Source organism: Nonomuraea polychroma (genome assembly GCF_004011505.1).
In the GTDB taxonomy this organism is placed as follows: Bacteria; Actinomycetota; Actinomycetes; order Streptosporangiales; family Streptosporangiaceae; genus Nonomuraea; species Nonomuraea polychroma.
The window spans coordinates 6,022,424-6,035,288 of the sequence record NZ_SAUN01000001.1; the positions used below are offsets into that span (position 1 = coordinate 6,022,424).

Annotated in this window: 15 protein-coding genes; 4 read left to right on the forward strand and 11 right to left on the reverse strand. The window is 70.5% G+C overall.

The features are described from left to right. Window positions 1-40: 40 nt before the first annotated feature. From EDD27_RS27395 to EDD27_RS27410, 4 genes are read right to left on the reverse strand one after another with little or no spacing between them, the layout of a single operon-like run. Window positions 41-1,015, reverse strand: a complete 975-nt coding sequence (locus EDD27_RS27395) for an asparaginase (protein WP_127934930.1) — start codon at window positions 1,013-1,015, stop codon at window positions 41-43. After that, window positions 1,008-1,835 (reverse strand): amino acid ABC transporter permease, encoded by an 828-nt coding sequence (locus EDD27_RS27400; RefSeq protein ID WP_127934931.1) that lies wholly within the window; start codon window positions 1,833-1,835, stop codon window positions 1,008-1,010. Before EDD27_RS27400 ends, EDD27_RS27395 begins: the two co-directional genes overlap by 8 nt. Continuing rightward, window positions 1,832-2,476 (reverse strand): amino acid ABC transporter permease, encoded by a 645-nt coding sequence (locus EDD27_RS27405; RefSeq protein ID WP_127934932.1) that lies wholly within the window; start codon window positions 2,474-2,476, stop codon window positions 1,832-1,834. The genes EDD27_RS27400 and EDD27_RS27405 overlap by 4 nt, the downstream gene beginning before the upstream one ends. After that, on the reverse strand, window positions 2,476-3,381 hold the full coding sequence (locus tag EDD27_RS27410) for a glutamate ABC transporter substrate-binding protein (protein ID WP_127934933.1): 906 nt from the start codon (window positions 3,379-3,381) through the stop codon (window positions 2,476-2,478). The genes EDD27_RS27405 and EDD27_RS27410 overlap by 1 nt, the downstream gene beginning before the upstream one ends. A gap of 105 nt (window positions 3,382-3,486) precedes the next feature. Between EDD27_RS27410 and EDD27_RS27415 the strand changes: the two genes are divergently transcribed. After that, complete coding sequence (locus tag EDD27_RS27415) at window positions 3,487-4,629, forward strand: ROK family transcriptional regulator (protein WP_164903811.1); 1,143 nt, start codon at window positions 3,487-3,489, stop codon at window positions 4,627-4,629. 65 nt (window positions 4,630-4,694) lie between these two features. On the opposite strand, the gene EDD27_RS27420 is transcribed toward EDD27_RS27415, so the two are convergent. Continuing rightward, on the reverse strand, window positions 4,695-5,156 hold the full coding sequence (locus tag EDD27_RS27420; RefSeq protein WP_127934934.1) for a hypothetical protein: 462 nt from the start codon (window positions 5,154-5,156) through the stop codon (window positions 4,695-4,697). Between the two features lie 115 nt (window positions 5,157-5,271). Here EDD27_RS27420 and EDD27_RS27425 point away from each other — a divergent pair, with 115 nt between their 5' ends. Both EDD27_RS27425 and EDD27_RS27430 read left to right on the forward strand, forming a co-directional pair. Further along, the gene (locus tag EDD27_RS27425) at window positions 5,272-5,790 is read left to right on the forward strand and encodes a hypothetical protein (RefSeq protein ID WP_127934935.1); all 519 of its coding nucleotides are present in this window, start codon (window positions 5,272-5,274) and stop codon (window positions 5,788-5,790) included. 28 nt (window positions 5,791-5,818) lie between these two features. Further along, window positions 5,819-6,100 carry a hypothetical protein gene (locus EDD27_RS27430; RefSeq protein ID WP_127934936.1) on the forward strand — a complete coding sequence of 94 codons (282 nt, stop codon included), beginning with the start codon at window positions 5,819-5,821 and terminating at the stop codon, window positions 6,098-6,100. Between the two features lie 38 nt (window positions 6,101-6,138). Here the strand turns inward: EDD27_RS27430 and EDD27_RS27435 are convergent, their stop codons facing one another. From EDD27_RS27435 to EDD27_RS27460, 6 genes are all read right to left on the reverse strand, one after another. Then, window positions 6,139-6,822: an IMP cyclohydrolase gene (locus EDD27_RS27435; RefSeq protein ID WP_206641679.1), complete on the reverse strand. Its 684-nt coding sequence runs from the start codon at window positions 6,820-6,822 to the stop codon at window positions 6,139-6,141. A gap of 147 nt (window positions 6,823-6,969) precedes the next feature. Then, a complete protein-coding gene (locus EDD27_RS27440) occupies window positions 6,970-7,617 on the reverse strand; it encodes a class I SAM-dependent methyltransferase (RefSeq protein ID WP_127934938.1) in 648 nt (215 codons plus the stop codon). Between the two features lie 49 nt (window positions 7,618-7,666). Next, entirely contained in the window at window positions 7,667-7,819 is a 153-nt protein-coding gene (locus tag EDD27_RS27445) for a hypothetical protein (protein WP_206641680.1), read from the reverse strand. A gap of 268 nt (window positions 7,820-8,087) precedes the next feature. Further along, window positions 8,088-9,092: an enolase C-terminal domain-like protein gene (locus EDD27_RS27450; RefSeq protein WP_164903812.1), complete on the reverse strand. Its 1,005-nt coding sequence runs from the start codon at window positions 9,090-9,092 to the stop codon at window positions 8,088-8,090. Window positions 9,093-9,114: 22 nt separating this feature from the next. Then, window positions 9,115-10,512, reverse strand: coding sequence for an MFS transporter (locus EDD27_RS27455; protein WP_241564281.1), 1,398 nt, complete (start codon window positions 10,510-10,512; stop codon window positions 9,115-9,117). A gap of 73 nt (window positions 10,513-10,585) precedes the next feature. Next, entirely contained in the window at window positions 10,586-11,317 is a 732-nt protein-coding gene (locus EDD27_RS27460) for a TetR/AcrR family transcriptional regulator C-terminal domain-containing protein (protein WP_127934939.1), read from the reverse strand. A gap of 101 nt (window positions 11,318-11,418) precedes the next feature. On the opposite strand from EDD27_RS27460, the gene EDD27_RS27465 reads away from it, so the two are divergent. Further along, the gene (locus EDD27_RS27465) at window positions 11,419-12,864 is read left to right on the forward strand and encodes an MFS transporter (protein WP_127934940.1); all 1,446 of its coding nucleotides are present in this window, start codon (window positions 11,419-11,421) and stop codon (window positions 12,862-12,864) included. Window position 12,865 lies beyond the last annotated feature (1 nt).

The following is a 12,865-nucleotide window of genomic DNA, read 5'->3' on the forward strand; positions in this document are numbered from 1 at the left end:
GCCCGGCGCGTCGTGCACGCGCGAGTCCTGCTCGCTCCCGTCAGACCGTCTCAGCCGGCAGGCTCGAGGTGATGGCGATCCGGCCCACGGGGACGCCGCCGCCCAGCACGTCCACGTGCTCGAACGCCGCGGCGGACGTGACGTCGCAGCCCATCCGCCGCAGCACGCCCAGCGCGATGGCCGTCGTGGCGCGCGGGCTGCCGTCGATGACCTTCACCGCCGCCGTGTGCCCCGACGCCAGTGCCGCCACCAGCACGCCCTCGGCGCCGCCCTTGACGAGAGCGCCCGGCAGGGCCCGCATCAGCTCGGTGTTCTGGTGGCCGGTGCCGCCGACGTACTCGGGGTGGGCGCGCATCGCGTCGGCGACCTGGCGCGGCGCGCTGCCCGGCGCGGCCAGCACCAGGGATTGCACGGCCCGCGCCAGCCCGGTCAGCGACAGCCCGAACAGCGGCGCCCCGCACCCGTCCACGGCCACGTGCACGGCCTTCTCGCCCGCAAGCTCCTCGGTGACCGACCGCACCCGCAGCTGCAGGGGGTGCTCGGGAGACAGGTAGCCGGGCACGTCCCAATCGTTCGCGACGGAGGCGGCGAGCATGGCGGCGTGCTTGCCCGAGCAGTTCATCCGCTCGCGGGAGACGCCGGCGCCCTGCCTGATCAGCTCGTGCATCGTCGGCTGATCCTCCGGCCAGGACGGCGGGCAGCGCAGCGCTTCGGTGTCCAGGCCGTAGTCGGCGAGCACCTCGCGCACCACCCGCACGTGGAAGTCCTCGCCCGTGTGACTGCCGGCCGCGATCGCGAGGCGCGGCCCCGCCGGCGCGCGAGCTCCGGCGCTCGCGGTGAGGCAGGCCAGCGCCTGGAACGGCTTGGCCGACGAGCGGGGCAGCACCGGCGCGTCCACCAGTCCCAGCGCCACCTCGGCCCGCCCCGACGGGTCGAGCCCGACGGCGCTGCCGTAGTGGACGCTCTCGACGAATCCCGAGCGGATCACCTCGGCCAGGACGGCGAGCTCAGGCACGTGCGGTTCTCCTTCTCAACGTGACGGAGCCCGCGGGCTGGCGGGCCTCCAGCGTGCGGGCCAGCTTGGACAGCGACATGTTGACCACCAGGTAGATCAGCGCGACGACCAGGTACGTCTGGATGAGCAGGCCGTTGTAGGCGGCCAGGACCTTGCCGCTGTAGAGCAGCTCGCCGTAGCTGACGACGAAGCCGAGCGAGGTGTCCTTGAGCAGCCCGACGGACTGGCTGACGAGCGACGGCAGCACCCGGCGGGCGGCCTGCGGCAGCACGATCAGCCGCATCGTCTGGAGCCGTGTGAGGCCGACGGCCAGGCCCGCCTCGGTCTGGCCGCGCTCGATCGAGTTGATCCCGGCGCGGAAGATCTCCGCGTACGCGGCCGCGTTGGACACCGTCAGCGGCACGACCAGCTTCCAGAACAACGGCAGGTCGAGCCCGTACCGCGGCAGCGCGAACAGCACTACGTACACCAGCAGCAACGCCGGGATCGTCCGGACCACCTCGACGTAGGTGGCGGCCGGGCCGCGCACCCATGCCCGCGGCGACACCCGCCCCAGCGCGAGCAGCAGCCCGAACGCCATCGACAACGCCGCCGCCACGACGGCCGCCAGGAACGTCGACCACAGCCCGTCCAGCAGGTACCGCCACATGGGCCAGGTCGCGTACGGCTGCCACCGGGCGGCGTCGAGCTGCCCGTTCGCCGCGAACTGCCGCACGGCCAGCGCGGCCAGCGCCAGGGCGGCCAGCGTGCCGAGCACGGTGGCGACCCGGATGCGCCGGCGTGCCTTGGGCCCCGGCTCGTCGAACAGGACGGTGCTCATCGGAGAATCACCAGCCGGCGCTCCAGCCTGCCGGTGACGAAGCCGGCCGCGGCGGCGATCAGCCCGTACGCGATCCCCGCGCCCACGAAGATCGGGATGGGCTGGGCCTCGACCAGGTTCACCCGCTGGGCGCTCGCCGTCAGGTCGACGACGCTAACAGCGCCGGCCAGCGCCGTGTTCATGGTGGTGGCGATGAAGATGTTGCCGATCGGCTGCACCACGGTGCGCAGCGCCTGCGGCAGGACGACGTGCCGCAGCGACTGGCCGAACGTCAGCCCGATGGCCCGCGCCGCCTCTCCCTGCCCCTTCGACACCGAGTTCACCCCCGAGCGCAGCGCCTCGCCGATGTAGGCGGCCTCGTACACGGCGATGACCACGATGGCCGTCACCAGCGGGTCGGCCTTGATCCCGATCTCCGGCAGGCCGAAGAACACCAGCACGAGCAGCACCAGCAGCGGCAGGTTCTGCAGCGTCTCGACGTAGGCCGTGCCCAGCGCGCGCAGCACCCGTACCGGGCTGACGCGCAGCGCGCAGACCAGCACGCCCAGCACCGCCGCGCCCGCGAAGGACGCGGCGGTGAGCTGGAGCGTCACGATCAGCCCCTGCCACAACTCGGGCAGGTGCTCGAGAAGGACTCCCATCAGGACCCCGGCACGGAGCCGATCTGCGGCGGCGCCGGCGCATCGCCGGTCACGACGGTGCCGATGGAGGTCTTCCAGATCTCCTGCCAGACCCCGGCGTCCTGCATCTTCTTGAGCCAGTCGTTGACGAACTTCTTCATCTGGTCGTCACCGTGCTTGAGGCCGATCCCGTACGGGTCAGTGGTGAACGGCTTCGTCACGATCTCGATCGACGGGTCCTTCTTGGCGTCGGCGATGAGGATCGTCTCGTCCTGCACGTACGCCACACCCCGGTCCTGCTTGAGCGCCTGGATGCACTCGGGGTCGCTGCCGAACGTGATGATCTCGGCCTGCGGCGCCAGCTTCTTGATCGCCGGGATGGCCGGGGTGTTCGCGCCCGCGAGGACCTTCTTGCCGTTCAGGTCCTCCGGCTTGGTGATGCCCGTCGTGCCCTTCTTCACCGCGATCGTCAGACCGGAGGTGTAGTACGGGCCCGCGAACGCGACCTGCTTCGCCCGCTCCTCCGTGATCGTGTACGTCTGGAACACCACGTCGACGGTGCCGTTGGCGAGCAACGCCTCCCTGGTCTCCGACGCCGAGTTGACGATCTTCACCTTGGGCTCGCCCAGGATGTACTTCGCCAGGGCCTTGCCCATCTGCGCGTCGAACCCCTCCACCTCGCCGGTGGCCGGGTTCTGCTGGGAGAGCAGGGGCGCGTCCAGCGAGCCGCCCACGAGGAGCTCGCCGCGCTGCTTGATCTTCTCCATGGTGGAGCCGGGCAGGATCTCGGCCGCCGTCGCGACCGGCGCCTTGGCCAGGATGTCGCTCTGGGGGGACGTGGCCCCGGGGACGGCTGGGCTGCTCGACTCACCGCAGGCCGACAGGGCTAACAGGGAGACTGCGGCGGCAGCGACAAACCACTTCATGAACGGTCACTTCCTTCGATTTCGAAGATAGTCCGGACCGTAGTGGGATATTTCGTAGCAAGTCAATACGTTGTCGTCAGAAGTCCTGCATGGTAGGTATCTCACATGAACCAGCGGCTGCCCGTGCAGGGGGCACAGGGCGACCTGCTGCGACTCGTCGCCACCGGCAAGGCGGAGTCCCGCGCCGACCTGGCACGCTTATCCGGCCTGGCCGCGTCCAGCGTGTCGCTCCGCGTCGAGGAGCTCATCGACGCGGGCCTGCTCGCCGAGGAGGGCTCCGGCGCCTCCCGCGGCGGCCGCCGCCCGCGCCTGCTGCGCCTGTCCGCCAGGGCCGGCGTGCTGGCCGTCGCCGACCTGGGCGCCCACCACGTTCGGCTCGGCCTGCTCGACCTGAGCGGCGCCCCTTTGGTGGTGGAGGAACGGCCGTGCGAGATCGCCGACGGCCCGCGGGCCACGCTCGACCGCATCGCCGACGGCTTCGACGAGATGGTGGCGGCGCACGTACCGGCCGGAGTGCCGCTCCGCGGGGTCGGCACCGGCATCCCCGGCCCGGTGGACCCCGCCACCCGCCGCGTCGTCACCCCCTCCCGCATGCCGGGCTGGAACGACTTCCCCGTCGCCGACCACCTCGCCACCCGCTACGACCTGCCCATCCTCGTCGAGAACGACGCGAACCTGATGGCGGCCGGCGAGGCCCGCTGGTGGCCGGACCACGAGAACCTCATGGTCGTGAAGGCCGGCACCGGCATCGGCTGCGGCGTGATCGTCAACGGCCGCCTGCATCGCGGCCGCGGCGCGGCCGGCGACATCAGCCACGTCCGGGTCCGCTCGGACTCCTCCGTCATCTGCGCCTGCGGCCACCCGGACTGCCTGGAGGCGTACGCGAGCGGCGCCGCCCTGATGACGGCGTTGTCGGAGGCCGGCATCGAGGTGACCCGCCCGGCCGACATCGTAAGCCTGGTGCATGACGCCGTCCCTGAGGCGACGAGCCTGGTCCGCAACGCCGGCCGCCGCATAGGCGAGGTGCTGACGGTCCTGGTGAACTTCTTCAACCCGGACGTGGTGGCGGTGGGCGGCAGCCTGTCGGCAGCTGAACCCTTGATCACCTCGATCCGCGCGGCCGTCTGGGAACGCTGCCTCCCCCTGGCCACCAGAGACCTGGAGATCGCCCCGGCGAGAGCAGGGCGCGACGCCGCGTTGCTGGGCGCCGGCGCCCTCCTCCTCGAGGCCGCCCTCACCCACCCCTGACCGCATGGTCCTCCGCAGGGGCGCGCTCCGCGCGATGGGAACTATGTCGGTTCTCAGCCTTCGTGTCACTCAGCGAGTGCGGCGATCTCGATCCGGGTGCGGTCGGTGGGGGCCACCAGGCAGGGAAGGACGATATTCCCCTGCTCCAGGCGTTCCCCCATGGACGAGGTGAGCCGGGCCGTACGCTCGATCTCGTACGGGCTGCCGGCCCGAGGGGTCACCCGGAGCCGCAACCACCAGATGTAGCGTCCGTTGAGCTTGTTGTCCGTGTTGTCGGCCTGCAGGACCGCCGCGTCGCACGGCAGCGCGGCCGCGCGCTCCGCCGGCGTGAAGGTGTTCAGCGCGGCGGATTCCAGGCCCGCGAACGAGAGGTAGCCCATGGTGAGTACCCCCGCGGCCAGGAGCGAGAACACCCCCGTGGCGTACGCCCCGACCCGGGTGTGTGGCCGCCGCCTCAGCACGAGGAACAGCACCACGCCCACGATCACTGCGAGCACGGCGAGTATCCCGAAGACGGTCGATGCCATCGTTCTTTCCTCACGCTGAAAGGCGTAGATATACGCGAAACATGCCGACATTCTCATCCTGGGCAGAGATCGAGCGATATGGAGCACGCCCGTGAACCGTGCGATGCTCGGCGGCATGCCCTTACCGAATCGGCGCCCCTACGTGGTGGGATTCTTCGGCACGGCAAGCATGCTCCTCGGCGTCCTCGCACTGTCGGCCTCCGGCGGCCAGAGCCACTATCTGGCGTTCGGCGCGTCGACGTGCGCGGGAGGGTTGGTGCTCGCCTGGCTCGGGTTCACCGGCCACCGGGCCGGCTGGGTGGCCTGGGCCGTCACGGCAGCTCTGGGTACGGCCGGTTTGTTCCTGAGCTTGCTGGTGGTACGCGAAACCGTGTGCTGCATGTTCGGCTACCACCGCGGAATGGGCTATCCGTGGGGCTGGCTGGACAGCGGCGCCTCCGCGGAGACCATGGAGCAGATCGAGGCGCTGCGCGCGAATCCCTGGCGGCTGGAGAAAACGGTCGACTGGCCGAAGGTCGTCCTGGACGGCCTGTTCTGGTGGCACATCGCGGTCGCGGCCACCCTGCCGCTCTCCCAGACCCTTTCACTACTTGCTGAATGGCGGTCCAGGCGGGAGGAGCGGATGGCATCCTAGAACGACGGCGATCAAGAGGAGATCATCAATGTCCCACTCTTTCGGCACGCAGCCCGCGCCCCGGCGCACCCCTCTCAGCCCCGAGGAGAAGGTCCGGGCCGAGATGAACTTCTCCCCCTTGGTCGCCGAGCAACTCCTCGCCAACGGACGGTTCAGGGTGTCCGCCGACACTCCGGAGATGGTGGAGATGTTCCAGGGTGTCGCCCGCAGGGTGGGTGACATGCTCGGGCGACCGGTGGTCAGCTACGCCAACGGCAGGTACATCGTGATCACTTTCGGCCAGGAGGAGGCCCCCGTCCTCACCGGCTGAGGTGCCGTTCCTGGCCGCCCGGGCGGGACGTACGCGCCTCAACCCTGGTGGCGCAGGGTCGCCTTGGCGAGGCCGTGGGGTGTGAAGGTCGCCGCCGCCACCCGATAGTACGGATCGAGCGCCTCCCAGAGCTCGTCCAGCAACTCCTCCTGGTCAGCGGCCGTGGTCAGGCCCTCGAGGAAAGGCTCTCCGGTGAGGATGCGGTGGCCGTCGGAGACGTACGTGGTCATCAACACGGCGTCACCGGGGGCCAGATCCCGGACGGAGAGGGTGAGCACGTTGGTCGATGTTCTGTCGCCGAGACTGCGGCGGGCCGCCCCGAACCACGCGTTCGCCGGAGCGCTCACGTCCACGATCACGGTGATGCGCGGCGTGAAGATCGGCGGATCGGGCTCGTAGTTCAGGCCGTCCAGCGCCACCGCTGCCGGTTGCCCTTCCAACAGGCGATCTGCGACCGTGGCCACCTGTTCGCCGTTGCCGAACACGAGCCAGCCGTCACGTTGCGCGGCGGCGACGTAATGCCGCAGCGGATCGTTCTCGGCCGGCTCGGTGGGGCCGACGACGAGCTCGTGATCGCGCAGACGCAGGGCACGCGCCCGCGATGCCTGGCTGCGGCCGGTCAGCAGGTAGCCGCCGCACATCGCGCCGTCGAGCGTTCTCGCCCACACCACACTCCGGCCCGGATAGCGGTTGGCCTGGAAAAGGTTACGGAGCGACGGCACGGACATCCTCACCTCGCATCTTGAGACGGACGGAAGCGACGCGCCTGACCCGCTTCGTACTTCAGGCTATCGAGAGGTGCCGCAGCGGCCGGTGGCTGTGGGTGAGCTCGGCCAGCGTGTCGGCGCGCCCATTTGGGGCGAAGCCCGTCACGCGGGGCGGTGGAAGGTGGCGCGCCAGCGGTGCCGTTCCCCGTCACGCAGGTCCTCGATCGTCCCCGTCTTCAACCCGTCCGTCGCGAACGCCGCGATCTCCGACGGGGTCAGCGGCCATGGCGGCGCGAACACCGGGCCGCCTTCGTCCCTCCCGGAGGCGATCACCAGCAACGTACCTCCAGGGCGGACGAACTCGGCGATTCGGGCGATGGCCGGGGCATGCAACTCCTCGGGCAGCGCCTGCACGGTCATGATCTCGACGACCAGGTCGAAGGCCTGCCGCCATTCGGCGGGCGGGTTCAGCAGGTCCGCGGCCTCATACCGCACCGCGCTGTCCGGAAAACGTTCCTTCGCCAGCCGCACCGCCGTCTCGCTCACGTCGAAGGCCACGGTCTCGTGGCCGAGCTCGGCCACATACTCGGCGTCGTCCCCCAGCCCGGCCCCCACGACCAGCGCCCGCCCGGTCCCAGGCACACCCCATTCGGTCAGCAGGAAGTGCGGTGACCGCGAGTCCCACGGCACGATCGCGTCCCCGGTCGCCGACTCGGCGTAAAGCCGCTCGAACCAGCCCACCGGATCCCCCGAGGCCAGCGACTCGCCGGCCAGCCTGATGGCGTCCTCGTCCGGATCTTTCCCCGTCATCCATCCCCCAGCAGGACCCGGTACGGCTTGAAATGATCAGGTAGGAACCTTACGCGTTGAACGACTCCTTGGCCATCCGCTGTAGCCGCATCTCGTCAACGTCGTGGCCGAGGCCGGACCGGGTCAGAGGGACGGCGATGACGCCGGCGTCGGCGCCCACGATCGGGGTGACGATCTGGTTCTGGCGGGGCGACTGCGTCACGTCGCAGGGCAGGGTGCAGCTTCGCGGTCAGACCTTGAAGATGGAGGTGTCCAGCTCGAAATCGACCGGGGCGGGAAGCTTGATCGATGTTCCCATGTCCACTTTGAAGATCGTCCTATAGGTGTCGTCCTTGATGTCACTGAACACGGTGACGGCTGGAATCTTGCTGATGGGATCGATGAGCTTTCCAGCGCGTCCGCCACAGAAAACCGATAGCCGCAGCCGACGCGTGCGGTCCGCTCACCCGCCAATCGACCGGGTAGGAGCCTTAGGCGTGGAAGGACTCCTTGGCCATCCGCCGTAGCCGCGTATCGTCGACGTCGTGGCCGAGGCCGGACTGGGTCAGAGGGACGGCGATGACGCCGGCGTTGGCGCCCACGATCGGGGTGACGATCTGGTTCTGGCGGGGCGGCTGCGTCACGTCGCAGGGCAGGGTGCAGCCCGGCAGGCTGGCGACGGCCACCGTCGCCGCCCTGGCCAGCCCCGCCCCCTGGCCGCCCGCACACTGGATGTCCCAGCCGGCGGCCGCGGCGCGGTCGTGCGCCCGGCGGGCCTCGGTCAGCGACGGGAACGCCGTCGGCCGCAGCAGCAGGACGCGGCCGGCGCGCAACGTCAGGTAGTCGTCCAGCTCGGCGGTCGAGGCGACCTCGACGGCGACCGACGCGGCCACCCGGTCCTGCAGCGCGGCGTGCGTGTAGGCGTCGCCGGCGGCGAAGGGCCGCTCGATCACCTCCAGGCCGTAGGAGTCGAGCGCGACCAGCTGGCCGAGGTCGGTGTAGGCGTTGCCGCAGTCGACGGCGAGGGTCAGCGCGGGGTACGCCTGCCGCACCGCCCGCACCGGCTCGACGTCCCAGCCGGGCCTGATGTCCAGCGTGACGTGCCCGTACCCGGCGCAGACCTGCTGGTTGACCCGGGAGACGAGGCTCTCGGGCGACGGGTCGGGCGCCAGGCGCACGGTGGCCATGAGCGAGGTGCGGGTGCCGCCGATCGCCTCCGCGAGCGGCACCCCCCGCATCCTGGTCCACAGGTCCCAGCAGGCCATGTCCACCGCGGAGTCGCCGCTCGGCACGGCGTCGGGGTGCTCCCAGTCGACGCCGATCAACAGGGCGGCCAGCGTTTCCTGAAGCCTCGACCAGGTCTTGGGCTGGGGGGATATCGCCTCACCCCAGCCGGTCATACCGCCGTGGTCGGTGAGCTTCACGAGCAGGGTCTCCGACCTCTTGCCGTACGGCAGGACCAGCCGGAAGACCTCAAGCTCCCGCACTCGCGGCATGTACCCCCCTTTTATGACGCGTTCATTCCATAGTGCCTGCTCGCGCGGATCGCACCAAACGCGGGGCCAGAAGGAAGGCCAGGAACGCGAGCGCGACGGTGGAGGCCAGGCCGATCGCGTAGTTCTCGGAGGTGGCGGTGAACAGGGCGCCGCTGCCCGCGACGGCCACCACGGTGAACACCGACTCCCCCACGCCCACGGCCGCGCTGTTGTGGCCTTCCTCGCCCTCTCGCGACATCTCCAGCACCAGGACCGACACCGTCGGGTGCAGCGCGCCGATGCCGAGCCCGGCCAGGGGCATGGCCACGTACGCGAGCGCGAGCGGAACCGCGTCGATCAGCACGAGCGTCACCAGTGCGAGCCCGAGCGTGAGCAGGGCGGCGCCGCCGCGGATGGCGGTCATATGGCTCATGCGGCCGCGGCCCTTGATCCAGGAGCCGGTGGACCAGCCGAGCGCGCCGACGGTGAGCACGACGCCCGCCCCCGTGGCGCTGAGCCCGCGTTCGTTGATCAGCATGAGCGGGATGAGCACCTGGGCCGCGGTGAGCGAGCCGAACGCGAGGCCGCGCAGCACGGGCGCGGTGGGCAGGCCGGGGGCGGCCCTGAGCGAACCCGGCAGGAGCAGCTTGGGCAGGGCCACGGCCAGCAGGACGACGCCGGCGGCGAGGAGGGGCAGGCCGGCGAGCTTCAGCGCGCTGCCGTACTGGATGAGGGCGGCGGCGACGGCGGTCAGCGAGGCCCAGACGAGCTTGCGGCCAAGGCCGGGCGCGGGGGCCGGCTCGGCGGTGCCGCCCTGCAGATCGCGCCCGGCGGTGCCGCCTCGCAGGTCCCGTCCGGTGATGCCGCGCCAGAGCAGCAGCGCCGACGGCACGACGATCAGTGAGACGCCGAGGAAGATCCACCGCCAGTCGGCGTTCTCGACCACGAACCCGGCGATCGCGGGCCCGACCATGGACGGCACCACCCACGCGGCCGAGAACAGGGCGAACACCTTGGGATGCAGGGCGCCCGGATAGACCCGGGCGACCAGCACGTACAACGCGACCTGGGTCGCCCCGGCCCCGAGCCCCTGCACGAACCGGCCGGCGACGAACATCTCCATGTTCGGCGCGAACCCGGCCAGCAGCAGCCCGGCCACGAAGGTCGCCACGCCGGCCGCGATCGGCTCCACCGGGCCCCGCCGGTCGCTCCACCGCCCGCCGAGCACCGTCGCGATCACGCTGGCCGCCAGGGTGGCGCTGAAGGCCAGGTTGTACAGGTGCATGCCGCGCAGCTCGCGGGCCACCACGGGCATGGCCGTGGCCACCGCCATCGCCTCGAACGCCAGCAACGTCACGATCGCGACGAGCCCGAAGCTCAGTGCCCGGTAGGGAGCGGACACCACGCCCGCCGTTTCCGATCTCTCAACAGTCGTCGTCATGGCGGGAACGCTATGGCCGGGCCACCGGTCGGCACATCGGGCGGGGGACCTAGGCGGTCCTGGGCCCTTCGCCCTAAGGCATGCGCGCCTCGATGCCGTCGAGCAGCAGCTCCAGCCCGTAACAGAAACGGTCCTCGCCGTCGTCGGCGATGAGATCGTCGACGAACTTGCTCACGGTGGGGAACCGCTCCGCCGGCAACTCCCGGTAGTAGGCGGCGATCTGCCCGGCGAAGTGCTCGAAGTACTCCCCTGGATCGGTCAGCCCGGCCTCCCGCATCCGCGCGTAGTGCAGGGAGCCCTCGTAGGCGTCGCCCACGACGTACAGGGAGAGCCGGTCCATCGCCATGGACGCCTGACGCGGGGCCATGCCGGCCTCGATCAGCAGCCCGAAGACGAACTCGCCGTTGCGGATCGAGTTCTCCCCCGTGGGGATGTTGGCCAGCGCCGCCCTGGCCACGTCGGCGTGGGCGGCGAGCACGCGGTGCACCTCCATGGCGTAAGCGCGTAGTTGCTCCTTCCATCGCGCCGGATCACGTTCGGGCAGCCGGATCTCGCCGAGCACCCGGTCATAGACCAGCTCCAGCAGCTCGTCCTTGTTGGCCACGTGCGCGTAGAGCGAGGCCGGACCGGTGTCGAGCTCCTGGGCGACGCGTCTCATGCTGAGCGCGTCGAGCCCTTCGGCGTCCAGGATCCGGAGCCCGGCCTCGACGATCAGCTCCTGGCTCAGCTGCCGCTTGGGCGGCGCCGACCTGCGCGACTTACGCCATGGCGGCGCCGGCACGCCTTCTGTCCTCTCACGATCCATACGAACAGCGTACTTGACACGAACGTGGTTCGTCACTAAAACGGTGTTCGTAACGAACAGCGTTCGTCTCTAGAACACCGTTTTCCACCTAAGGAGTCCCTATGACGACCACCGCCTCCGTGGCGGCCACCGAGGTGCAGCCATATCGCTGGCGCTGGGTCGCGCTCTTCGTGATCCTGGCCGCCGAGGTCATGGACTTACTCGACGCGCTCGTGACCACGATCGCCGCCCCCACCATCCAGAAGGAGCTCGGCGGCTCCGACAGCCTCGTGCAGTGGCTGAGCGCCGGCTACACGCTGGCCATGGCCGTCGGCCTGATCACCGGCGGCCGGCTCGGCGACCTGTACGGCAGGAAGCGCATGTTCCTGATCGGCGCCTTCGGCTTCACCGCCGCCTCGCTGCTGTGCGGGGTCGCGGTCAGCCCGGCGATGCTGGTCGGCAGCCGGGTGTTGCAGGGCCTGTTCGGGGCCGTGATGATCCCGCAGGGCCTGGGCCTGATCAAGGAGATGTTCCCGCCGCGCGAGCTGGGCAAGGCGTTCGGCCTGTTCGGCCCGGTCATGGCCATCTCGTCGGTAGGCGGCCCCATCCTGGCCGGCTGGCTGGTCGACGCCGACTTCTTCGGCACCGGCTGGCGCATGATCTTCCTCATCAACCTGCCGATCGGACTGGCCGCCGCGCTGGCCGCGATGCGGTTCCTGCCGGAGTTCCGCCTCTCGAACGCCACCAGGCTCGACCTCGGCGGCGTGGCACTGGTGTCGGTGGCCGCGTTCCTGCTGATCTACCCGCTCATCCAGGGCCGCGAGCTGGGCTGGCCCGCGTGGACGTTCGCCTCGATAGCGGCCTCGATCGTGTTGTTCGCGGTGTTCGGCCGCTACGAGTCGCGTCGCGCCAAAGCGGGCAAGGACCCGCTGGTCACGCCGGGGCTGTTCCGCAAGCGGGCCTTCACCGGCGGCCTGGTGGCCGGTCTGGCGTTCTTCTCCGGCATGATGGGCTTCGGCCTGGTCTTCAGCCTTTACACCCAGGTGGGACTCGGGTTCACGCCGCTGCAGGCCGGTCTCGCTGGACTGCCGCAGGCCGTGGGGGGCGTGCTCGGCTTCGGCCTGGCGATGTCCGGCCTGCAGGAGAAGCTCGGCCGCGGCCTGCTGCAGATCGGCACCGTCGTCATGGCGGCCGGCGCGGCCGTGCTCGCCCTGACCATCCACCTGGCCGGGGTCGACGTCACCGGCTGGCAGCTCGCCCCCGGTCTCGGCCTCGTCGGCATCGGGATGGGCCTGACCATGGCGCCGTTCTTCGACATCGTGCTCGCCGGGGTCGAGCCGCACGAGTCCGGCTCCGCCAACGGCACGCTGACCGCGATCCAGCAACTGGGCGGCGCGCTCGGCACCGCCGTGCTGGGGACGCTGTTCTTCAACCTGCTCGCCAGGGAATGGAGCTTCGGGGCGTCGATGCAGGTCACGGTCTGGGTCGAGGCCGGACTGCTGATGCTGACGCTGGCGCTGTCGTTCCTGCTGCCCCGCCGGGCCCGGCCGGAACAGGCCGCCCACTGAG